Raw genomic sequence first — 24,401 nt, 5'->3', positions numbered from 1 at the left:
TCGTGTAGCCTCTCATTTGGTATGTTCTTATTGTAATTCTTATGCCTTAAAAAGAATGTTAGAACCTGTAGCGACATATTTGCGATGTTTTAGCGACTTCCGTCATTTCTAGGCGCTCTGCCTGCGTTCAAATGGAACAGCCCGCAATTGATGACAGAAACCACGATTCGTGGCTTATACTGCCAATCAATTTCCTGCAACCGATTGCGGCACTGGGATTCAATTTCATCTCTTTTATCAGGCTCAGCACTCATTAGAAGGCCGTTGTAGTAGGCTTCTACCCGATTGAGCTCACTCCGGTGCTGCTCATTCGCTTCATCGGCCCAACTGTGATCATAGACGCTGATTTTGCGTTCTAGTGTCATTTCAAGGGCGTTAATAGCCTTTGGTAGCGAAAGGTTGTCTGGTAGAATATGGCTGTTCGCCAGCAGCTTGGGAGATAAGCTCTTGGTTAACAAGTGTTTATGAAAATGCTCCCGGATTTCTCCGTTATTCAGCTGAATGGCAAGAGAATGTATCTCGCTTCGCTTGCGGTCGCAAGCCAGTTCAACCTTGTAGTTGACACTAAACCATGTGTCATACACCAAGGGATGGTGCAACGCAGCCCCTATAGGGAACGGTTCTTCGAATAAGTGAACGAATCGACCACGCCCACGTACGATGCTGAAGATCTGTTCCAGCCGCCGACTACCGAAGGTGACATCATCCTGCGGGACGCGAGCGATCACGGTTGTTGGGACGAAACCGAAATAACGACCAAGGATGCTGTCCGGATTGCCGTCTGGCGGCAGCTGGGGTTGAGCTTGATTATGATTTGGCCTTTGAGGCTGTAGTTGTCCGTATCCTTGGTTGCCTTGATCCAGTGGGTTTTTGACTAGGGGTGGGGCCGCTTTCGGTTTTGCTTCCGCTTTCATCTGTTCAGGGTCAAAGATGAATTTGTAGGTCATCGTCTCGGCAGCAGCACCTGTGCGCTCAACAAAGCTCCAATAGTAAGGCCGCCCAGTCATCTCTTTGTCCGCTTCTGGGGAAAGCTTAGCTGTCACATACACAGGAGTTTTCTCGAGAATCGTACAGTCGTAAGCTTCTAGGAATCGCATAACGAACGTATGGATGTTCCGTTTGTTCATGGACGTACCTCGGTATTATGATCGCTGCCGACAGCATCTAAGATCCCACGGTAAATGGCGTCTGGGGAAGGTTCTTGTTCAACCTCAGTCTGAACTTCAGAGAACGTATCCCCCAACTCGTCTAACTTCTTGCGAATATCATCGCTTGAACCTGACTCCATGACCATTCGAAAGAGGGAAGATTCGAGCGATCCCTTCTTTTCGATTCTTTCGAGAATCGTATCCAACTGTCCGATAACCAATTCAAACATATTGATTTTCTCGTGCAGCAAGGAAAGGATATGTTCTTCAATGGTATTCCTTGTGGATAAGTTATAAATATTCACGTCGTGCGTCTGACCGAGACGATGCACGCGGCCAATTCGTTGTTCCACGCGCATTGGATTCCACGGCAAATCAAAATTAATCATGTTATGGCAAAATTGCAAATTAATTCCTTCTCCGCCAGCTTCCGTCGCGACAAGCACTTGTGCGCGATTGCGGAACAGATCCATCATCCAATCCTTTTTGCCACGATTCATGCCCCCGCGATAAGGAACCGCACTTATTTTGTGTTCTTTCAAGTAGGTCATCAAATATTCTTGGGAAGCTCGATACTCTGTGAAGATAATTACTTTATCATTAATTTCCTGAACAAGCCGCATGGTTGTTTCTGCTTTGGTGTTGGCTTTAATGCTGCGGATAAGTTCGACCAGTTCCCATACTTTTGCTCGCATAGGCGAGTCTTCAGGCATTTTCTTAAATAAATTTACGAGTGTAATGAACACGGCATCACGTGAGCTACAAACTTCACGCTGCAGCGTGATTAGCGAAAGCACGCTGGATAAATCGCCGTTGCTCTCCTGATAGCGTGTGCGAACGAAATTGGTTACGCCATCGTAAAGCGCTTGCTCATCCGGAGAGAGCGTGAGCGGTATATTTTTGACCACGCGCTTTGTATAGTGCACACCACCGTCGCCGCGCCGATTGCGAATCATTACCTTAGAGAGTTCCTGCTGGAGCATGGCTTCGTTTTTGGGCGTCCGCTTGCCAACAACATAATTGGTCTTGAAATTGCTCTGAATGCCTAATTGACCAGGTTTGAGCAGGGTTATTAGGTTGTACAGCTCTTTTAAGTCGTTCTGCACAGGTGTTGCTGTGAGCAGGAGACAATACTTTTTGCGGAGCTCGTTCACGAAAGTGTAGTTGGTCGTCTTTTTATTTTTCAGTTTGTGAGCCTCGTCCACGATCAGCATGTCATATTCAAGCCCCATCACGATTTCGCGATGCGGTTCGCGCTTTGCTGTATCCATAGAGGCAACGATAACATCGCTTTGCTGCCACATATACGCTTTCTTCTGGGCAACAGCTGGAATACCAAATTTGGTGTTCAACTCACGAACCCATTGAAGGACAAGGGAAGCGGGGACTAGGATTAATGTTTTACGGACCAGACCTCGAATCATGTATTCTTTTAAAATTAAACCCGCCTCAATCGTCTTTCCAAGTCCAACTTCGTCGGCCAAAATAGCGCGCCCCCGCATCTCGTTCAGCACGCGTCTGGCTGTATCTAGCTGATGAGCCATGGGCTCTAGCTGCCCAAGATGCACGAGGCACTGCATTTCATCGAAGCTCGCGATAAGACCAGATTCCTCCGATTCATAGGCAAGCTGGTACAATGTCCAATCATCCCAGGGGCCACCCTCATGCACGCGGTGATCCAGCTCGGTAAACCATTCCCTGTCAAAATGCATATGAAGCTGGTCATGTATGGGGCGAATGTTCGCTTGCTGTTCATGTTGACGCATAGATGTGCCTCCTAACAATTTTCGCCAGAATACTGGCTTCGTTAGCGCATGTTGATCGTTGGAATACGTGATAGTATGTCCAATCTGGGGGCTTTCATAACTTTTCCATTCGGGGATTGTCGCAATTCCGGATATACTTGCTTCAGTAGTAGATTTAGCCGGGAAACAGCGAGGCACCTCCTTGTTTTCTTGGGCAATGAAGCGTTTTGTTGGCAATCGAACTTCGTAAGCTAAGGCTGTAATGTGTTATGATAGAGCTTGGATATGGTAAGTAGGTGCGAAAGGATGCGTGTACAAAGATGACGGCATGGCGATTTATACATACAGGAGATCGTTCTCCTGCTGAAAATATGGCAATTGATGAAGCGATCCTAACGGCGCACAGCGAAGGCAGAGTTTCACCAACGGTTCGATTCTATGGATGGAATCCAGCGACATTGTCGATTGGTTATTTTCAAAAAGCGCAGGAAGTGGATCGCGAAGCGGTAGCTGGAGAAGGTATTGGTTTTGTTCGAAGACCTACAGGGGGAAGAGCTGTTCTTCACGATAAGGAGTTAACGTATAGCATTATTGTGGCTGAGAATTATCCAGGGATTCCGCGAAATGTTACGGAGGCTTATCGCGTGCTGAGCGAAGGGCTCTTGCAAGGATTTCGGGCGCTAGGACTAGGTGCTGAGATGGTGCAGCTAGCTAGCGATGAAGAGAAAGAGAAATATGCCTCAGCTGGATCGGCTGCGTGCTTTGACTCTCCTTCTTGGTACGAGCTTGTTGTTGAAGGACGTAAGGTTGCCGGCAGTGCGCAAGTTCGCCAGAAGGACGTAGTATTGCAGCACGGCTCGATACTTCTTGATATGAATACGGATCAACTGTTCCGCATGCTTCGCTTCTCCAATGAGAAAGTGGCGGAACGGATGAAGGCTAGCTTTTTGAAAAAAGCAGTCGCTATCAATGATCTGCTTAGGGCTCAGGGTAAGCAAGAGGTCACGATAGAGCAGGTAGAGGAAGCGTTTCACCGTGAAATTGGCTTAGGGCTTGGCGTCGAATTGGTGGAAGATGAGCTTTCCCCTTACGAAGTGGAGCTTACTGAAAGGTTAGTCCGAGAGAAATATGGTACAGATGAGTGGAATTTGCGACGCTAGCGTCATTTGAAAGAAAAGAGGCACTGACCTGCTCCGGATATAGGAAGGTCAGTGCCTTTGTTTATTGAATTGATGGCAAGTTAAATGGCAAAAGTACGCTCAAACTCTTCTTGCAGCTTGAGGGTAAGCTGCCCAGGCTCTCCTGCTCCGATCGGCTTGCCATCAAACTGGATAATTGGTGTGATTTCTACTGTCGTTCCTGTGATAAAAGCCTCATCAGCTTGCAGCAGTTGCTCCAGTGTGAAAGCTTCTTCATGTACTTCGACCTGCAATGCTTTGGCAATCCGCAGAACGACTGCGCGCGTGATGCCATGCAGGATGAGATTGTTAGCAGGGTGTGTGTACAGTACGTTATTCTTGATCATCATCAAGTTAGAAGCACTGCATTCGGTGGCAATGCCATTGCGATGAAGCACGACCTCTTGCACGCCATGATCGATTGCAGCTTGTTTAGCCATAACATTAGGGAGCAGGTTAAGCGTTTTGAGGTCGCAGCGAAGCCAACGGATATCTTCCAAGGCAATCGCGCTGATGCCGCTTCGGATGGTCGCAATTGGCCTTTTGACCTCGTTGCAATAAGCTAGCAAGATGGGGTGAGCTTCCGTAGGGAAAGGATGGGCCCTAGGAGCCTCCCCTCTGGTGATTTGCAAGTAAATCGTGCCCTCAATGAGTCGGTTTTCATGAACCAGCTTTGTTAAAATGCTCTCAATATCTTCAAGTTTGTAGGGAAGCGCGATTCGCACTTCACTTGCACTTCTTTGCAGCCGCTGCATATGACCCTCTTGTTCGTAAATCTGACCGTTATAAACGCGAAACACCTCGTAAATACCATCGCCAAAATAATAACCACGATCATCGGGTGAGATGCGCAGTTCCTCTTTTTTTATAAATTCATTTTTATAAAAATACAACATGTACACCTCCAGTATCCTAACTATAGGGTAGCAGAGGATTTGTAGATCGTCAAAATAAGCCAAATGACTGCGAAACATGCTTCGGAGTTCGAAATTGGTTGTGTCGAAAATCGTAACAATCCATAACAGAAATTCGCTTGAGAAAGAGAGTATTTACAAGAAAATCATAGATAGAGAGAAGTAAGCTTGTCTTAATCGGCCAATTTGGTTTCTTATCTATTCGATGCACAACATATAGTGATGTATAATGATAAACGCACACCATATATTGTGATTTACATAAACTTCATGTACAGACATTCATAGAGCTGCTGCTGAATCTAAGGCCATCTGGGAGGGTGTTGTTGTTGGAAATGATGAAGGATAAGAAGCGATTAGATGGATTGAGCGAGAAGATTTTTTTGGATCGTTATGCACTTAAAAACGCGGATACAAGCCTCGCGAAGGTTGGCGATACCGTTCTTGTTTTAACGAAAGATGATCCCAAGTTTCCAGCGAAAGAAGTAGGCGAAATTGTTAGTCGTGAAGGCGATAGGGTCAAAGTTATCACACGCAGTGGAGAAACCGTGGAATCCTCGGTTGAGAAGCTTACGTTGAATATAGAAAAAACACCAGAAGAAATGTGGGACCGTTTGGCAAGCGCGATGGCATCCGTCGAAGCGACGCCCGAAAAAAGAAAAGAATGGACAGATAGATTCAGATATATTCTTGATGATTGGAAGCTTGTCCCAGGCGGACGAATCGCTGCCGGGGCCGATGCTAGTGATGAGCTAACGTTATTTAACTGCTATGTCATTCCATCTCCGCATGATAGTCGTGGCGGGATTATGAATACGCTTAGTGAAATGACGGAAATTATGTCTCGAGGAGGAGGCGTCGGTATCAACCTATCTTCGCTTCGTCCTCGTCGTTCCGTCGTGAAAGGGGTAAACGGCTCTTCGAGTGGCGCGGTATCTTGGGGCGGCTTGTTTAGCTATACGACTGGATTGATTGAGCAAGGCGGGAGTCGTCGCGGCGCACTGATGCTGATGATTAATGACTGGCATCCAGACCTTGTTGATTTTATCACGGTGAAATCGACGATGGGGCAAATCACCAATGCAAATTTGTCTGTCTGTGTGAGTAACGGATTTATGAAGGCTGTGAAGGATGATCTCGACTGGGAGCTTGTGTTTCCTGATACGACAGATCCCGATTATAACGACAAATGGGATGGCAATTTAGACGCGTGGAAAAAGCTTGGTAAAACCGTCAAACCTTACCGCACCGTGCGCGCTCGCGACGTGTGGCATACGATTATTGAATCAGCTTGGAAATCTGCGGAGCCTGGCATCGTATTCATGGAATACTATAATCAAATGTCCAACAGCTGGTATTTCAATCCAATTATTTGTACGAATCCTTGCGGTGAGCAAGGACTTCCGGCATGGGGAGTATGCAATTTATCCGCGATTAATCTTTCCAAATTTTATGATGCTGAGAAACATGATGTAGACTGGGAAGACTTAGCTAAGGTTGTTCGTTATTCTTCTCGTTTTCTCGATAACGTGATCGATAAGACGCCTTATCATTTTGAAGAAAATCGCATCAATCAACAAGGCGAACGCCGGGTAGGATTAGGCTCAATGGGACTAGCGGAGCTAATGATTAAGCTTGAAATTCGCTATGGGAGCCCTGAATCTTTGCAGTTCTTGGATAAAATCTATGGTTTTATGGCCAAAGAAGCTTATCTCGCATCTGCGAGCATTGCCGAAGAGAAAGGCTCATTTCAACATTTTATTGCTGACCGCTTTCTAGAGAGCGGCTTTATGAAAAATATGACGAAGGTATACCCGGAGGTTGGCGCCGCGATTCAGCAAAAAGGCATGCGCAATGTGACTGTGATTACCCAAGCGCCAACGGGAAGCACAGGCACGATGGTAGGTACATCAACGGGGATTGAGCCCTACTTTGCCTTTGAATATTACCGCCAAAGCCGGCTCGGCTTCGATAAACAATATGTACCGATCGCGCAGGAATGGAAAGACCAGCATCCGGGCCAAGAGCTGCCAGACTACTTCGTAACGGCAATGACACTAACGGCGGAGGATCACATCCGAGCGCAGGCGGCAATTCAAACCTGGGTGGACAGCTCTATTTCCAAAACAGCGAACTGTCCTGCTGATTTCACGGTAGAAGAGACAAAGAGGTTGTACGAGCTAGCGTTTGATCTTGGCTGTAAGGGAGTTACGATTTATCGGGATGGCAGCCGCGATGTGCAGGTGTTGAGCACGAGTTCAGATAAGAAGGATGAGAACGAGAGTAAAGCTGTGAGTGGGGAGAATGCTGAGAAAGAAAAGATAGCAGCTTTAGCAAATGCTGCCGCAGTTGCTTCAAATGAAGGAGATAGCTTCGCCAATCTCTCTGGGAAGCTTTCTGTAGCTGTGGATGCCAAGACGGAGCAGGTTTTTGACAAGCAGTACAAGCGCCGTCCACAGATTTTACGCGGCGCGACGTATAAAGTGAATACGCCATTCGGTATGGCATACATTACGATTAACGATATGAACGGAACGCCGAGCGAGATCTTTCTCAACGTAGGTAAAGCCGGTTCTGACGTGTTCGCGATGTCCGAAGCGCTCGGCCGCGTTTGCTCCTTATTCCTGCGCTACGGTGAGCACGGCGAGAAAGTGAAACTGCTCGTGAAGCATCTGAAGGGCATTGGCGGTTCTGGTGCCATTGGGTTCGGCAACAATCGTGTCGAGTCTATTGCGGACGCGGTTGCCAAGGCACTCGAACAGCATGACGAAGTGATGAACGAGCAAGACGACGCGCGGAACTACGTGACCGCGACTAGCGAAGTGCTGGACGCGACAGCACCAGCGTCTGCACTAAGCAGTCAAGCCGGGGACGGTGCGGGTAATGATCACGGCCACGGTCAAAGTGCGAGCGCGATTAGCATCGCGTCGAAGGACCTGTGTCCGTCATGCGGCTCCGCCTCGCTGATTAACAGCGAGGGGTGTAAGAATTGTGCTAACTGTGGGTACAGTAGGTGTTCGTGAGAAGGAGCCGGGGGCTTTGCCCCAGGCTGGCTGGTGTGAAATTCCATAATTCGTTAGACGGTTTGTTGCAGAATTCCTTAGATTTTAGTGTTTATGCATGAATTTGAATAATAATACAACAAGGCAGGCGATAATGTTTTATCGTCTGCCTATTTTTTGATAATCGCAGAATAAATGGAGATGGAATTGTGGATAGAAAAATTCTGCCTTTTGTACCTAAAGTTTATGATGATGAAAGCCTGATCAGTTATATTTATAGACTATCTCATGCTAATAATCATGATATTGCTTGGACATATGAGTTGCTAGGAATAAATGTGAATAAAATAAGAACTCGGGGATTTCTGCTGGGAAAGGAAAAAATTGAGACCTCAAAACTAGCTGGCATCACTGGAATTGATCAAATGCACCTTGTGCAATTTTTCACACCTTAAAATTCTAAAAAAGCTGTCTTGACATCTTGTAGCACCACAAGCGTATGAGTGAGTAATTCTGATATGTTCTATTAGGAATTGAACGTATGTTTCGCATTAATAGGAGAATGTAAGGCCGAGCAAAGGAACCTAACTCGGTATATATCGTTTCCAATAAGTAACAAATACCCTTAAAAATTTAATGGTATTATCTTATAAAGTTTTACCAACTCCACAGTGTATTTGCTATCAAATGCTAGAGAGTAAATATTAAAAATGATGGGTAAGAGTATAAGAAAAAAAGCACTTCTTAAAAGTCTTGTATGGAATACCTGCATTACACCTTTCAATATGATACTGAAGAAAACTATAATCGAAATTGATTTTATTATGATCCAAAGTATATCAAGACTTACTGAAGTGTTTGAAATGAAATATGATTTTTTGTATATTACCATGTTAGTCAATTCAATAATTATAGACGTTGCATAAAGTGGGAGAGCAGAAAAAAGTAAAAATCTCCTTGCTACACTATAAGTAATTATTCCCTACGATAGTTTTATCCCTAAATAGAATATGCCCCCTTTTATGTAGTAAGTTAATACCCCAACGAAGAATCCAGCAACTGCTAATAGTATCCAGAGATACGTCCAATTTCTAAAACTTTCAGAATATCCGTTAATATTGAAATATGTAGACTCAACAATACTAATGCTAAGTGATACACCTGAGAGCCATATAATAAAAAAAGTAAACAATCTCCCTTGATTATTATTACATCTATGATGAATCCATCTAATAACTTCTTTAAGCATTTAATATTCCCTTTCATATTTGAATAAGACCATCAATTATTTTTAAGTGATTTTTCCACTAATTCGAAAATAAATGGTTTACTTAATCATCCTTTTAGGCGTAATGATTCACATTAATTATCTTGCTTGGCAGACCATTATTTTCACCTGGATAACCTAATGAAGCATTAATAAATCTACAATCATAGTGCATATAATCCATTCTTTTATGAACATGTCCAAAACACCATATTTTATTCTTGATACCATTGAAGAATTCTTGACCATCAAAATAATAAAAGCTTGTGGCCAAATCGTGAGCTCTATCAATTGGAACATGTGCCCAGTCAGGTGAGAAGTGAGTCACTATAACATTTGATTTATTTAGTACTTGATTAAGTTTTTTCTTTTCCTCTTGAAACATTAATTCTACTAGTCTTGGTTTCCCTTCTATTAAAACCGAATCATTAGAAACACTTTTCCAGTGATTAAAAACTTCTAACTCACTAGCCTTTAAGACTTGATAGCCATATTGGAAATCATACCACATTCCACAACCGCCAAAGTTTATTGTATCGATTTCTACCAATGTTCCATCTAAAATCATTACATTGGAAAAACGTTGAATAAATTGCCTCATTTCATTCCATCTATTTAATGAATTTTTCCTGTACTTATTTTTTATGGATTTTGATTCTAAATAATAATCATGGTTCCCGGCCACTATCAGAATGTTTTTATAAATTTCCATCATCTTGTTAATAAAGATGAAATTCTGCTGATTAAAATGGCCTAAATCACCTGCAATTACAAGAATGTTTGAAGGTGAATCGGGTAGAATTGATTTAATAAATTCATCCATTTGTTCTTCCATTTTTGAAAAGTTGCCTGAATATTTAATCCAGAAATCTAAATGGATATCGGAGATTAAATCAAAATTAATCATATGCTATCCTCTCTCTTAAAAGCGTATTTTACTATGATAGATTTCATTAACGGGATATATGAGAAACTAATTAATTATAAATGTACTGTAATAATGGAAAAAATGTCTAATGGTTTTTGAAGGAATTATAGGAATTTATGTGTGAATATGAGAAAATAAATGAAGCTAATAAAGGAGAGAAAACAAATGGTTATTAATAATGATAATTTTGAAGACAATCTTGATAATGTATTTGCAAGAACCTATGGTGTAGAGCTTTTGTTTGAAGATTACCCTTTGTTATCAGCGGATAGAATACTCGATTCATTAAGAGTTTACTGCGGGAATGTTGAATTAGCTACTAATAAAGAAAATGTGCTGTTATTTTTCTTTAAAGATTATTTAATTTCTTTTGCAGAAGGAGATATGCCTGCACAAATAGCAATTATGTTATCGAGTGAACAGCTTAAAGATATGAGCAGGTTAGAATCATCTTTTGTTCAATCTTGGCGATGGAGAGATGTGCGGAGCACAGTAACAAAGTGTAGATATACTGTATTGATTACTGATTTTATGGCCTCAGGTTTAGAATCTCAGAAAAGAATGGAATTATTTCAAAAGGCCCTTTATGCAATTGTGGAATCATGTTCATGTAAGGCGATTCATTTTAGAGTGAGTGAACAATTTATTGAACCAAATGACTATCTATCCAACCAACCAAATCAGCCTAACTACGATATCATGCTCGGTTTAATGAATGTGAGACTTTTTAATATAGAAAACACATTCAGTGAAACCGTTATGGATACTTTAGGACTCTCTGCTTTGGGATTACCGGATCTGCAAGTACACTTTAATGATCTTGATGTAAATGAAGTTGCAAATCTTCTTTATACATACGGTGACTATATCTTTCTAAACGGTGATGTTATTGAAGACGGAAATACTATACAGGGGATTGAAGGAAAGAGATGGAGCTGTAGGCATGAGGTTTCGTTGATCCATCCGAACCGGGTCGTATTAGATATACATCCTGGAGATTTTGCAGCAGGTAAAAGAAATTAGTCTATTAAATACTGGAGGTAATTTTTTGAAAAAGGTTAAGTTTGTTACTTTCTCATTAAGTATGGTATTCTTACTAAATTTATCTTTACCTTTAAAAATATTAGCAGATTCCCCAGAAGTAAAAATTGAGGATGCAGCACTTGAAAAAGTTATTAGAAAAGAACTTAATAAAAATGATGGCCCTATAACGGTAGGAGACATGGAGAGTCTTAGAAAAATAGGTCCAGCAGATTGGCAAGGCATTAAGACGCTAAATGGCTTAGAGTACGCCAAAAATTTGGTGGAGATAAAATTAATACAAAATAAAATCGAAGATATTAGCGCTCTAAGCGGATTAAAAAAATTGAAAAATATTAACTTGTGGCAAAATGAAATTAGTGACATTAACGCGTTAGCTAATCTCCGCTCTTTGGAAAGTCTAAATATTAGTCAAAACCATATTGCTGACGTAGACCCTCTTAGAAACCTTAACAATTTAAAGAAGCTGGACTTGTCTGAAAATCAGATACAGGATATTGAACCTTTAAAGAACCTTGGCAACTTAACTACTTTTAACGCTTACAAGAATCAGGTCCATGATATTTCTCCAATGCGTAATTTTAATAAATTGTCCTTTACTAATTTACAAGAAAATCAAATCTCAGATGTTTCGCCTTTGAGCAATTTATCAAATCTCGATTTCATTGGTCTTAAATATAATTGGGTTAAAGATATAAGCTCACTAAACAGCTTATCTGACTTGAGGGGTCTCGAGATATCTGGAAATCCAATTCAAGATTTAAGTGTAATTAAGAATTTCCCTAAACTTGATACTTTAAGCATCGGTTCTCTTCATATAACAAATATAAGCTTTCTTGAAGGTCTTCCAGAAATGAAGTGGCTGCAGCTTGAAAACAATCAAATTTCCGATATAAGCAGCCTTCAAAAGCTTGTTAAACTAAAGGATATAGATTTGTCAAATAATCAGATTTCAGACATTTCAGCCTTGGCTCATGCGAATGAACTCGAGACGTTAAAATTCAATCAAAATCGGGTTTCAGACATAAAACCAATCAGTAAATTACCAAAATTGTGGTTGTTATCACTTAACGGTAACTCAATATCCGATCCAGAATTGTTAGGAAGCTTACCTAAATTGCGTTCACTTTATTTAGGCTCAAACGGTATTGCTTCACTTCAGTTTCTGAAGAGCTTGCCTCCACTTGTCTTACTTTCACTAGAAAGAAACTCTATTAACGATTTACGTGGAATAGAAGCTCAGAGTGGTATTTATCATCTTGATTTAAGCAATAACCATATTAACGATCTAAGTCCAATTAAATCCCTAAATAAGTTAGATGTCTTGTATCTAGATGGTAATGGTCTTTCCGATATATCAATACTATCTCAATTAACACCAAGAAAGATCTCATTAGTCAATAATGAAATCCAGGATATTAGTTCTCTGGATAATCAAACAAATCTTTGGGAGATTTATTTGGCCAATAACCCGTTAAATGAAGATTCAATTAGCAAACTCAAAGATAGGGCATTAAACGGAGCAGCAGTATCTTACGGTGATCGAATATATGTAAGAATAAATGAAGAAGTTCAAGACTATTCCGAAGAGGAATCTCCGCAAAATATTTCGGGTTCTGTGCATGTTCCCATGAGAAAAATCTTTGAAGCACTAGGTGCCAATGTAACCTGGGATAGTTATTCTGAGACAGTGACTGCACAAAAATTAGATGTCTCTCTAAAATTACAAATTGGCTCGAACAAAGCCATTGTAAGCGGTAAAGAAGTAAAACTAGACTCAGCAATACAAGTCTTAAACGGATATACCTTTGTACCTGTAAGAATGGTAAGTGAGACATTTGGCGCGAAAGTAACGTGGGACTCAAATACAAAAACAGTTGATATCAGACAATAGTCTGATCAGGGGACTAAAGATGAGAACTGAAGAGTTGAAGCAATGGATTGAAACAAATCAAATACATAAGAAAACGATTGAGGGATTCTGGAAATCGTTTAATCATTACCTAATTGAGGAACCCAAAGAATGTAGGCAAATGTTCGGTGATTTTGACAAGAGCAAATTAGAAATAAAACTTGATTCATATAGCCTCATGGTTCATAGCTATCGAGGTGAGTTCGTTCAAATGACTCTGGATATGAATTATTCGGATCAATATATTGGTTATTACAGAATGATGTTTAATTTTGCTGGTGAAGCAATCGATGACTTTTTGGTATCTGAATGGAAAACCTGGGATATCTATAGACGCATCTCTATTCTTGAGGAAATAAAGAATGACATCAAAAATGAAGAGTTGTTACAAATTATTGAAATGAAGATCCAAGAAACGAAGAAAAAATTCTAACAGAAGGCAAACAAAAAAACGAAAGTGTGAGCATTAAACTCACGCTTTCGTTTTTCAATTAATTGGGCCACCATAATATGAAACCCTGTGCTTTTTCAATTTCCTTTGTAAACGTTTCAACTGAACCTGTACCACGATCAACGTAATCGGGGTTAAAAGCATAAACTTCTTTGGCAAATGCCAGAAAGTCCTTTGGTTTCTCTAATAATTGAACAACAACCCAGTTAGAACTCGCACTCGCTACCTCCAACTTAGTGGATGTGTTCCACTTATCGAGTTGTTTAATTACAGCATTAGAGTCATATTTTGTACCGATTTCACCCAACTGTTTCAAAAAATCAGCATCTGTTCCTTTAATAATTACTACTTGCTCGGGCAGCTTTTTCTCAGAAATGGCTCCAGTACGAAATACTTTATAACCCAATGGAATTAACTTACTTCTAAGTTGATTGACCGTTTCTTTAACTATTCCTCGTTGCACAGAAAGCTGCAATCCATAGATAGCTTGCGATTTCTCATTGCTAAAAGGGTCGATATCCCCTTTAAAATCTTGACGCACAATTTCAAGAATTCGTGAATCAAAAGAAGCTTTTTCAGACCATATTTTTGCTTGTTTATTTGTTAGCTCTAATAATATTGATTGGATTTTCAAAAGATTGTTTTTATCTGTTTCGTTTTGAGCTGTTTCTAAATAAAAATTTGTCCAAGCAAGGGCAGCACTCCCTTCAGAATTTTTCTTCCAAATGTCTGCCCCACCGTCAATCAGGGCTTGAACCATATCAGGGTCCTTATAATAAATCGCTGTATGTAAGAGGTTTGTAACGAACTTGTATTCATAATTAGGATCTGCTTTATATTGTAGAAGTAATTTCGCCATATCAGTGTTGTGATGGTGAATAGCCCACCCTAATGGGATACTATCCATATGACTATAATAATTCGGATTCGCCCCTTGATCTAACCAATACTTTACTTTATCAATGTCATTGTCTAAACAAGCATGAATGAGATAGTACCCCTTGTCCGTAACAATGTTAACATGATTTGTCTTTTGTTCCCAAGTAACATCTCCGCCACTCACTTCTCCTACAAACCTTAATGGAACAAATGTATCACCATTAATAATGCGTGGTGCAAGAGTTAATTCACTGGATTCATTGTTCACTAACGCGCTATTGCTTCCAATATTGAGCTCGATATCGGCTTTTCCGTTTTTTGCAGTAATCGATTGCTTATCTTCATTCCATGTTAACTTATAATTTAGACTTTCAAATAGAGGTCTAAATTGCACAAGCGTAGTTCCATCTTCGACAATTGGAAGTTGAGTAAATGATATCTGATAGCCGTTAATGAAAACTCGAATAGGTTCATCAGCTTTTGCATCTTTGACATAAGTAAAGCAAAATACAGTCATCGTAATTAAAATAAGAACAAACCTTCGAAACATTTGGTCACCAGCCTATTATTTGTTTTTATATAGAATACCAAAAAACGGAATAGCAAGATACAAGTTTCATAAAAGAAGACAAAGACATAATTAGGTGAATGATCACTCTAATCTTGCCTTTGTCTCTATACAGTCTGCTAATCTTTAAAAACCTCTTTAATAATCGCCTTCGCCTTTTTTACATCCTTTGAATCGTGGCGAAGCAGTTCCACTACTTCCTTAATATCCTCTTCCTTCTCAGTTACCCTGTAGTTTATGTTATGAGAGTAGCTAAACAATTCATGTATACCAACACCCAGACCATCCGCTATTTTGGACAAATTTATTAACGAAATATTCTTCTCTGCTCTTTCAATCCCGCCGATATAGGAGAAGTGGAAACCGGCTTTCTCACCTAATTGTTCTTGTGATAGTCCTCTTTCCTTACGAAGATCCCTTATCCTGGCTCCAACATATCTTAAAATGTTATCGGACATCACTACACCTCTTTAAAAAGAAGTGTAGACAAACGCAAAATGAAGAAACATCCGTCGTTTTATATCAAAACAATAATTGATATTTATTTGTATCAATTAAATCTATTAAGGCAATAATAATGCTAGAGAGTTTAATAGAATCTAAGTAGGTGGTGACGAAAATGAATTTACCCAACTTACTCCCAATGGATACAGCGACAATAACAACAGAAGGTATTCTTTATAATGGAATGATCTATAATTGCCCTTTAGCAATTAAGGAGCAATGGTTCTTTCGCTCGGTTGACAATGATGTTAGGAGGATATCAGTTTGTTTCGATCCCGAGGATCCGAATTTCTTGTTATTGCTAGTTGATCATGTTGGGATGGTTCCAGCTTACAAAAAAGTGGATTCAAAACCATTGAATCCAGACGTTCTTGAAGCGTATCATTCAGTAATTAATGTTTTAAAGAGCAAATGGAAATTAAAAAGACGAAAAAATAAGAAGCGCGGTGTGTAGACATGAGACCGGTTCGTATCCGTCCGGATATTGATAATCAGGAAAGTTTGTCAGGATATTTACATAAAGTTTCTGTTATAAATCACTACCCATCAATTTCAATTATTGCATCTGATATTAAAATGACTGTTCCATATTTAAACAATAATTCATTCACTCCTAATCAATTAACTTCGATTAGCAATCTAACAGGAATACCCAATGAAATACTTCAGCTTCATTCAAATGATTTTTATGAACAATCAATTGGTCGAGAGCTTACAAATAAGTCTGTTTTGAAAAATCGAGTTAAATATTGTCCGCTATGTATTCAAGAAAATATAGTCCATAAATTACCCTGGAACATGCTGCAGCTCAATGTTTGTTTCGAGCATAAAATAATTCTCATTGACAAATGTTGCGGATGTGACTCTACAATTTCTTTAACCAGCTTTATGGCTGGATTTTGTGATAGATGTGGTTTTGTTTACGCAACTGCTAGTCCAGGAGAGATCGAATTACATGAATTAATATTAGACCCTCAATTGTATTTATTTCATAACTTATTTGATCAAGCTAGCACCCATTCAATGCTCGGTCTTACGTTACATGACTGCTTAATCCTAGCTGACTTTAGTTATCACTTACTTGAAGGAATGCACAGTTACTTAGGAGATAGTCAAGCGATTTCATACTTTAACAAAAAAAAGAACGGTCATAGAAGTAGCAATAATCAATCCCATGCTTTTAATAATGCTTTTTGGATGTATCAAGATTTTCCCCACAATTTTTATTGTGTGCTAAAAGCGTCCTCCGATAACGTATGAGCAAAAGGGGCAATTCGAAAAAATATTTGAGTTTGAACAATTAAGGGAAGTTTCCAAAGCCTATAATGTTTTTTGGCTTGATAAGATCAATCAGGGAACTATACGGAGGGATTTCTCTGTGTTTAAAAAGAACCCCGAACTATTAGAACAACGTGATTATTTAAGGAAAGATGAAATTCGTACTACTAATGGGATGAGTTATGCAAAAATGACACAATTAAGTGAACTGAATGAGATTGATATGGTCATCTCACAAAAAGGTAATAAGACCAAGTATCTCGTGAATAAGAGATCCTATAATGATGCGTTGGATTCGATGAAGTATCTAATAACAAAAAAAGAAGCTGCTCTTATGCTGGGGATTCAAAAGGATTCCGTGCCCAAGCTTATTGCTGCTGGTCTTTTGAAAACATATCGGAAGAGTTCGAGTCGCTTTGAATTATTGTCACATACTGAGGTCAAACAGTTGATGGATGAATGCCGCGGTAAAGTCGTTGATACTCGAGATATAAAGGGATTGAGACTACATGATGCTTTAATTACCTATTCAGTTAACGGATTAAGCATTGCAAAAATAAATCATTTCACACGTGAGGGACTATTGAATCCTTTGACTGATAATGAGAATGGAAATTTTACGCAAAACTATTATATTGAAGATGAGCTTACTAAATGTATTGAGATCATAAAAAAGGAGAAGCAGCTTGCAGTTGGCTACTTTTTAAAAGATGTAATGGCAATTCTAAAAATTAGTGAGAAGAAGGCTTGGAAATGGATTGAAGCTGGAATCCTAGTCCCAGATCAAGTAGTGATTCTTAAGGACGGCCGGAATCGTTACCTATTTGCAAAAAGTACGATTGACTCTTTGGTAATTAAAAAGAATACATCTAATACTGCTTGATCAAAATTAATGAAAGTAATAAATGAATCATTTTTAAGATGAGCTCAATACGCAAAAGTTACCAATATATATAAGCCAAGGTTAATGGAAGTCATTGACTTTGTAAGTAGTCACTTATCACTTAGGAGCTATCGAAAGAAGACGTTACTAAAATCTATCTGATATGTAATGTTGACGCCTTTAAGAATTTTATTAATACCAATCGATGCTGAGTATAAAAGAATAATGAATTAAAAAACAAGCACTTAATTTGTCATTGAAGAAAAAAAGGTAGGATTTTCCTCTGTATCTGTCGAAATAGGTATTATTTTATTGGTGATTCACGGTAATTGTATTATATTTGCAGATTGACTAGTCCGGTGCTTTAATTTGCTCTTAATTTTACGCAACGTATGATTAATAAATAGCTAAATAAAGGAATGATAATAATGGGTTTGGAGCATGCACATAAAGGATATGAATATCAAGACTTGTTATCAGCATTATTTATAATTGAACATTTACTAAAAGATGTTAATGCAACAGTAAAAATTGATAAAAAAGAAAGTGCTAATGATAAATTCGATGATATTACAATAATGTTTCAATCGAAGACTATTAAGAGACAAATTAAATATAGTGAAGATAAGGTGCTTGCTAAAGCTGATTTCTCATCAGCCACCTACGATTTAGCATTGGATATATTATTTAAGTCTTGGAAAGAAACAGTTGGGTCAAAGAATATCGACTTGAGGATTTGTCTAGCGTGGGAATACATTGAGAGCAACGAAGAATTAGATTTTTTGAAAACTATAGACTGTGAAAATATCTATAACGACGACAATGTAAAGTTTTTGAAAATTGATATCGACAAGATATGGGCAAATGGGCAATTGCCCATATCTACATGGAGAAGATTAAGAAGCCAAAATCATAATATTGATAGAGAGGAGTTCGCGTCGTTTCTTAATGATCTAATAATCGAAACAAATTTACCTAAAGCTAGTCATGACATTTCAAATCCCGCTGATTTGGAAAAATTAGTTTTACTAAAATTAAAACAATTCGGCGTTGGTAAATATCCAAATCATTTGAAAGCTGTAGGAGATGTTTTATTAAATTTAACACATATAATAAAAAGTTCAAGGGCAAACGGTGAGGAAGTTAGTCTTAATAGGATAGTGTATAAATTGGGGCTTAAGAGTGGTTTTGGAAATATCCAGCAGAACTTTGATATTGATGAGGACATGAATGTAATTAATGAAGATCGATATCATTCTTTTTATAATTTTGTATTTGTCAATAGAAAGACAATGTTAATTGGTGAACCTGGTGCGGGTAAATCATGGTTCATACAAAATTACATTAAGTTTTTAAAGAAAAAGGATATAAATGTGGTTCAACATTACTGTTATACAGCTTTAGATGATATTTACGAAAAAGAGAGGATTACAATAAATGTTTTTTTAGCAAATTTAATTAATGATATTATCGATACCTACCCTGCTTTATCAACGTACAAAAGCACAAAATATGGCGTAGACATTGATGAGTTGCAGACTCTTATAGACAATGTGAAGGAAGATACTGTATTAATTATTGATGGGCTAGATCATATTAGTAGAATTTATAATTTTCATAGGACATTAATAAATGAAGTTGAAACGGAAATCATTAAAGTTTTATCGAAATTGGAATTTCCCGAAAATTTTCATGTAATACTAGCATCGCAACCAGTAACTGAGGTGATTAATCTATCTGATCAAGGTTACAAAATATTTAACATTGAACCTTGGGATAGAAGTGATGTAGAAAAGTTATTATTAAAAAGTAATATAGAGAATCGGTCCATAAATAGAGATACAACTCTTTCTGACATTTTACTTAATAAAAGTAACGGGAACCCATTGTATCTGACTTATTTAATTAACGAAATAAAGCGCTATAATTCATTTCTTTTATCGGTTGAACTTTTCGAAAATTTCCCTCCATATAATGGGGATTTATCGAATTATTACGATTATATAATGACTCAAATACCTGAGAGTCATAAGGTACCGCAGGTATTAGCAGGTGCTCCTTTTTATTTAACTGAAGAAGACTTGCGCGAAATTACCTTTTTAGGTCAATATGTAGGACAAAGTCTCGAAGCAATTCAGAGTATACTCAAAATAAATGTCTGCAATGGTGGCTATACAATTTACCATGAAAGTTTTAGAAGATATATACTAGAAACACTTGAAAGGAAAGAAGTAAATGTAGAAAAGATAATTTATGATGATTTAATTGAATGGTTAAAAAGAAAAGGGTTTTATCAGAACAGAAAGTCATATCTAAATTTATTTATTTTGCTATTTGAATCAAAAAGATATGAAGAAATTCTTTCGTACTGCAATAAGGAATTTGTTGTTGATAGTATTTTTTTTGGAAACAATGTTAGTTCATTAAAAAATAACTTCGAATTACTTATTAAGACTGCTTGTATGATGAAAGATTATGGAGCATTAATTGTTTGCACTGAACTAAGCAATATGATCTATAGTTTAGAGTATTCATTTGACGAAAACTCTGAATTGTATTATATGGGACTTGGATTAATAAATGGGTATTCTAGTCTAAAAGAGACATTAATGTATGAAGGCAATATGGCACTTGATTTAAAACAGGGTCTGCGAGTCTGTTATTTGTGTTCAAAAAACAGTATTGTCCCAGAGTGGGAACCTTATATTGATCAATTAATTCAGGCAAGAACAACTTCAAGTCAAAATCATAGTTCTGATGATGAAAAAGAATTGTACAGATATTATATTTGTGCATGCATAGATTTGGATTGGGAAATGGTAGAAAGATTATCTAAAATATGTGCTGAAGAGGCAGGAGATTACCGTAAGATTGTTATTGAAGAATACAGCAGAAGAAATGAACTCAATAAACTAACTATGTTAATTGATGAGATATCCATTAATGAATATTGGAAAAAGAGTATTGCTACTTATACAGGTAGGATAGAAATTGATGAGAATCTTGTAACCAAAACATTTTCCTGTTTGGAAGTGGCAGATTCATATTCTGTTGCTACTATGTCGTCTTTAATATTCTATATAGAAAATATTAAATGGTTACTAGAAAATCGAAGTAATGAATTAGATGCATTTCTAGAAACTATAAAAGACAGGAATTGGTTTTATAATTGGATAAGATATATTGCCGAGGTTAACCGAGTTCTTCTTGATTTGGGTAATATAGAATTCGATACAAAACTGTCCAATGCTTATTTATGGTTAACAAATGATTTAGAGCCCTTTAAAGGGACCCCCAGAACATGTGATCTTTATAAATACGAAAGTATTATATATGCGACAATTAAGGCACCGTTGAACTACATCAAGACAAAAGACACATGGGAAATAATCCTGGAAACCATTAAATTAATGTCAGAAGAAACAACTACTCTTTTACAGGGATCAACCGGTGGCCCACTTCCTACATATAAATTATTGAATTTGTTTATGGATTCGGCAAATCAAGACAATATTGAAATAATTCTGGAGATAATTAGTAAAAAGATTGGGAAGGAAGATAAATATAGATTTTACTCTTATCTGGCTGATTACAGTTTTAAACACGCAATTATTTTATCCAAAGCAGGTAAAGAGGATATTTCTCAAAAAGAATTTAAGCAAGGTGTAAAATATTTATTGTCATATTCTTTCCGTAAGGATCGTACGCTTAGTCATCTACTTGATAGTGTCCTAACCACTTACAAACTTGATAATGAAATAGGCCTTAAAAATATTTTGAAGTTGAAACCATTGGCGGACGCTGTTGTACATCATACTGATGGTAAGAGTACGAAAAGATATCAGAATGAATGGTTTCAACTACTAGTAAAAACGAGAATTGACTTAGCAGTAACATATCTTAGAAATGAACTTGCGTTACATGTAAATCATTGGATACTCGAGGATAGCCTGGAATCACTGTTGATCGCTTGTAATAGTGAAATGGCTCCAATCATAGAAAGTGTGTTATTTAAAACAATTCCAAATAATATATCAGAAGATTTTATCGAAGCATATGTTAAGAATATTGAGTGGTTGTTTGAGAATAATTTATATTTACCAGCAAGAAGATCACTAGCAGAACTTATGAGCCGTTTTGATGCTCAAGACCAAATGAACTATATGAATCATAATTTGATTGTTAGGCTGAAAGAATTATGTCACTCATTTGACATTGAATGGAATGAGAAGATCCAATCAAAGAGGAAAAGAAGCTTAAATGGTTCTGTGTCTGTTACTCCTTCACTATATGTACATCGAAAAAATTTTGATGAATTTACTCACGCGGAGTTGCTAGATTACTTAAATGAGAATGGTGCTAGAAGAGAAGATTCTAAAGGGATCTTTTATTATTTAAGTATTAGGATAAAAGATCTTAATTATGAGACTAAGGCTTTTTTAAGTGGAATAGTTAAATCTTGTTTTGAAAAAAGAACAAATGACCCTTCAAGTAACAGACTTTTGGAGATAGTCAATAACCTTAATTTAAACGATGAGGTCATGGCATTTCTCTATATGCAAATGTTTTTATTACATACTGATGGTTGGTATCATAAGTTTACGGAAATTGAGTTTTTTAGGAAAGCGCATGAATATAATTCGAATGTAGCAAAGGAACTTTTTTTCGAGTATATCTATAACAATTTAAGTACCGTTGATTATTCGTTGGCGGTAGGGGGGGAGATAATCAACTCATTAGCAGTTATTAATTATGACAAAAAACTAATTTTAGAGTATTGGGATAGGCTCTTTGATATTATTAACTTTAGGCTGTCGGGACAAATTGATTATGACTGGGATGCTGTAAAAAGTCAGACTGAGCTTTTTGATAACGAAGAAAAACTCTTTTCACTTCTACTATCAAGATTTAAATATGGGGAGGCAAATAGATATAAATGGATTATAAGTGAAATGAATTTGCTACTAGAAGATAAAGTAAATAGAGAAAAATTTGTTAAGCCCTTTGTTCAGTTCATACAAGAAAAGGATAACTACATCGATTATTCATTGGTTTTGTTATTATTTCTTATATGTAAGCAGTATAAGTTTGAGGAGTTAGTCCAAACGCTTATGAAAGATGCTCTTGAACAAATCTACCCAACAAAAAATATGGTGACTAACTTTTTAATTCGAGCAGTTATTCACAAAGAAACAAAGAATATCTATTGTGAATACAGAAAAAACCATAGTTCATATAACGAAAGAACTCATTACTTCCTAGATCGAATTAAGAGAATCGATTCCAAGGTGACCTTACTGGAGGAATATGGGTTAGATGTTGAGTGTGTAATACAAGATTATACCCATAAAATCTTTACCGAATCTTTTGTTAAAGAATATCGAGAGATCTTGTTTAACAGAATGTATCATGTACTTATTCCAAATGTATATTTTTACGATTTATTAACAAGCCAAATTGGAATGGAAGTTGAGAAGTTTCTAAAAAACTATTCTGGAACTCCTTTCTTTAATGAAATTGAAGGAGAGATCTATAAGATAGCTTTAGATGATATATCATTAATTGTTGCTCAACAAACTTCAATTATTCCTCGACCCCAAGATCTGGTGTTACCACAATTCGCTAAAGAAGGAGTTACAGAAGTTGAAGTCTCTGATTGGGTACGAATCGCACATTCTGAAAAATGGTTTAACAAACTTGAAAAATACAAAGAGAATTTCGGGGAGAATACTGAAGCGATAACAGTTCTGTCGGGTGTTGGTTTTGGAGCGGAGAGCCCGATGGTACCATTTATAAAATTGGGCGAGGAATACAGTTTCCTTGAAGAGAATGAAGAGTTTCCAATATTCCCTGGATATTTTAATAAATTGGAAGTGTTTCTCACTTCGAATATTTCACTATATAGTGATCCCTATCTTACTTTCAATACTAAACAATATCTTGGCATAAGAGGAGGTGTATTACAGAATCTGGGTATTAATATGATAGATACTGGATGTGGGATAGTTGGGATCTTAGAAGATGGTGAAGAAGTATTAAAGTATTTCAGGTGGGAAGTAGGCTTCTCAGATACAGAGAATAATAGCGATAAAATTCCTTATTTAATTGGAAGCCAACTGTTGATGAAGTATACAAAATTTAATGAATTGTGTTCTTTAGTTCAAAAGAAACCTTTACTTTACACAACTGTATTTGATCCCTTTTCAAATTGAGAAATTAAGATTACAATTTTACAATGCTTCAAATAAGATTTAGATTCGGAATAAATGAAGAAAGAGACCTTTCACTCGTTTTCATATTGGCTTTTTTCTCTAACGGATGTCAGGGAATCAAAAACTAGACCTTGGATTAATATTTCGGTGTTTAGCGAATGATGAATAAACGCTATTTATGTTTATATTTATTTTCTAACGAATTTCTGCAACAAACCTCCTTGTCCGCCGCGTCACACCGCAAATATCTAACATAACTAAGACTGACTCACTCGATTATACGGGGCTCCGTTTTCTAATTAATTCTGTTTTTATGCCAAGAAGAATCTTAATATTATCTAGCATGATATAATAACATACAAGATAATTGGGGATTTTACAAAATTCATTGGTGAGAGTGTAGTTTAGGACAATCTACTTTAACTACTTCCTATTGATAAAAATTTGAAGTGAAAAACAGGGCCAGATTCTTGGCCCTTATTTATTAAGTT

At 37.6% G+C, this 24,401-nt stretch carries 16 protein-coding genes; 10 read left to right on the top strand and 6 right to left on the bottom strand.

Features of this window, described 5'->3' with window-relative positions; genetic code table 11:
- Positions 1-89: 89 nt before the first annotated feature.
- Positions 90-1,127: a YqhG family protein gene (locus GK047_RS21785; protein WP_163951686.1), complete on the bottom strand. Its 1,038-nt coding sequence runs from the start codon at positions 1,125-1,127 to the stop codon at positions 90-92.
- On the bottom strand, positions 1,124-2,914 hold the full coding sequence (locus GK047_RS21780; RefSeq protein ID WP_163951684.1) for a DEAD/DEAH box helicase: 1,791 nt from the start codon (positions 2,912-2,914) through the stop codon (positions 1,124-1,126). Before GK047_RS21780 ends, GK047_RS21785 begins: the two co-directional genes overlap by 4 nt.
- 299 nt (positions 2,915-3,213) lie before the next feature.
- Here GK047_RS21780 and GK047_RS21775 point away from each other — a divergent pair, with 299 nt between their 5' ends.
- Entirely contained in the window at positions 3,214-4,053 is an 840-nt protein-coding gene (locus tag GK047_RS21775) for a lipoate--protein ligase family protein (RefSeq protein ID WP_163951682.1), read from the top strand.
- A gap of 80 nt (positions 4,054-4,133) precedes the next feature.
- On the opposite strand, the gene dat is transcribed toward GK047_RS21775, so the two are convergent.
- Positions 4,134-4,967, bottom strand: a complete 834-nt coding sequence (gene dat, locus GK047_RS21770) for a D-amino-acid transaminase (protein WP_163951680.1) — start codon at positions 4,965-4,967, stop codon at positions 4,134-4,136.
- A 353-nt stretch (positions 4,968-5,320) separates the two neighbouring features.
- Here dat and GK047_RS21765 point away from each other — a divergent pair, with 353 nt between their 5' ends.
- Together GK047_RS21765 and GK047_RS21760 are read left to right on the top strand one after the other, a co-directional pair.
- Entirely contained in the window at positions 5,321-8,008 is a 2,688-nt protein-coding gene (locus GK047_RS21765; RefSeq protein ID WP_481856037.1) for an adenosylcobalamin-dependent ribonucleoside-diphosphate reductase, read from the top strand.
- Between the two features lie 188 nt (positions 8,009-8,196).
- A complete protein-coding gene (locus GK047_RS21760; RefSeq protein WP_163951678.1) occupies positions 8,197-8,442 on the top strand; it encodes a TniQ family protein in 246 nt (81 codons plus the stop codon).
- 888 nt (positions 8,443-9,330) lie between these two features.
- Here the strand turns inward: GK047_RS21760 and GK047_RS21755 are convergent.
- Complete coding sequence (locus tag GK047_RS21755) at positions 9,331-10,161, bottom strand: metallophosphoesterase family protein (RefSeq protein ID WP_163951676.1); 831 nt, start codon at positions 10,159-10,161, stop codon at positions 9,331-9,333.
- Between the two features lie 186 nt (positions 10,162-10,347).
- On the opposite strand from GK047_RS21755, the gene GK047_RS21750 reads away from it, so the two are divergent.
- The 3 genes from GK047_RS21750 to GK047_RS21740 are packed head-to-tail and all read left to right on the top strand — an operon-like array spanning position 10,348 to position 13,568.
- The gene (locus GK047_RS21750) at positions 10,348-11,205 is read left to right on the top strand and encodes a DUF4261 domain-containing protein (protein WP_163951674.1); all 858 of its coding nucleotides are present in this window, start codon (positions 10,348-10,350) and stop codon (positions 11,203-11,205) included.
- Between the two features lie 25 nt (positions 11,206-11,230).
- Positions 11,231-13,117 (top strand): leucine-rich repeat domain-containing protein, encoded by a 1,887-nt coding sequence (locus GK047_RS21745; protein WP_163951672.1) that lies wholly within the window; start codon positions 11,231-11,233, stop codon positions 13,115-13,117.
- Between the two features lie 19 nt (positions 13,118-13,136).
- Positions 13,137-13,568 (top strand): hypothetical protein, encoded by a 432-nt coding sequence (locus GK047_RS21740; protein WP_163951670.1) that lies wholly within the window; start codon positions 13,137-13,139, stop codon positions 13,566-13,568.
- Positions 13,569-13,626: 58 nt separating this feature from the next.
- On the opposite strand, the gene GK047_RS21735 is transcribed toward GK047_RS21740, so the two are convergent.
- Positions 13,627-14,982, bottom strand: a complete 1,356-nt coding sequence (locus GK047_RS21735; RefSeq protein WP_205516911.1) for a stalk domain-containing protein — start codon at positions 14,980-14,982, stop codon at positions 13,627-13,629.
- A gap of 170 nt (positions 14,983-15,152) precedes the next feature.
- A complete protein-coding gene (locus GK047_RS21730) occupies positions 15,153-15,491 on the bottom strand; it encodes a helix-turn-helix domain-containing protein (RefSeq protein ID WP_163951667.1) in 339 nt (112 codons plus the stop codon).
- 185 nt (positions 15,492-15,676) lie between these two features.
- Between GK047_RS21730 and GK047_RS21725 the strand changes: the two genes are divergently transcribed.
- From GK047_RS21725 to GK047_RS21710, 4 genes are all read left to right on the top strand, one after another.
- Entirely contained in the window at positions 15,677-15,991 is a 315-nt protein-coding gene (locus tag GK047_RS21725; RefSeq protein ID WP_163951665.1) for a hypothetical protein, read from the top strand.
- 2 nt (positions 15,992-15,993) lie between these two features.
- Positions 15,994-16,797 (top strand): TniQ family protein, encoded by an 804-nt coding sequence (locus GK047_RS21720; protein ID WP_163951663.1) that lies wholly within the window; start codon positions 15,994-15,996, stop codon positions 16,795-16,797.
- A 118-nt stretch (positions 16,798-16,915) separates the two neighbouring features.
- A complete protein-coding gene (locus GK047_RS21715) occupies positions 16,916-17,698 on the top strand; it encodes a MerR family transcriptional regulator (RefSeq protein WP_163951661.1) in 783 nt (260 codons plus the stop codon).
- A gap of 428 nt (positions 17,699-18,126) precedes the next feature.
- On the top strand, positions 18,127-23,910 hold the full coding sequence (locus tag GK047_RS21710) for a P-loop domain-containing protein (protein ID WP_163951660.1): 5,784 nt from the start codon (positions 18,127-18,129) through the stop codon (positions 23,908-23,910).
- The last annotated feature ends 491 nt before the right edge of the window (positions 23,911-24,401 follow it).

Origin of the sequence: Paenibacillus sp. SYP-B3998 (genome assembly GCF_010820665.1) — a bacterium.
GTDB lineage: Bacteria > Bacillota > Bacilli > Paenibacillales > NBRC-103111 > Paenibacillus_E.
This window is presented reverse-complemented; position numbering and strand designations above follow the sequence as displayed.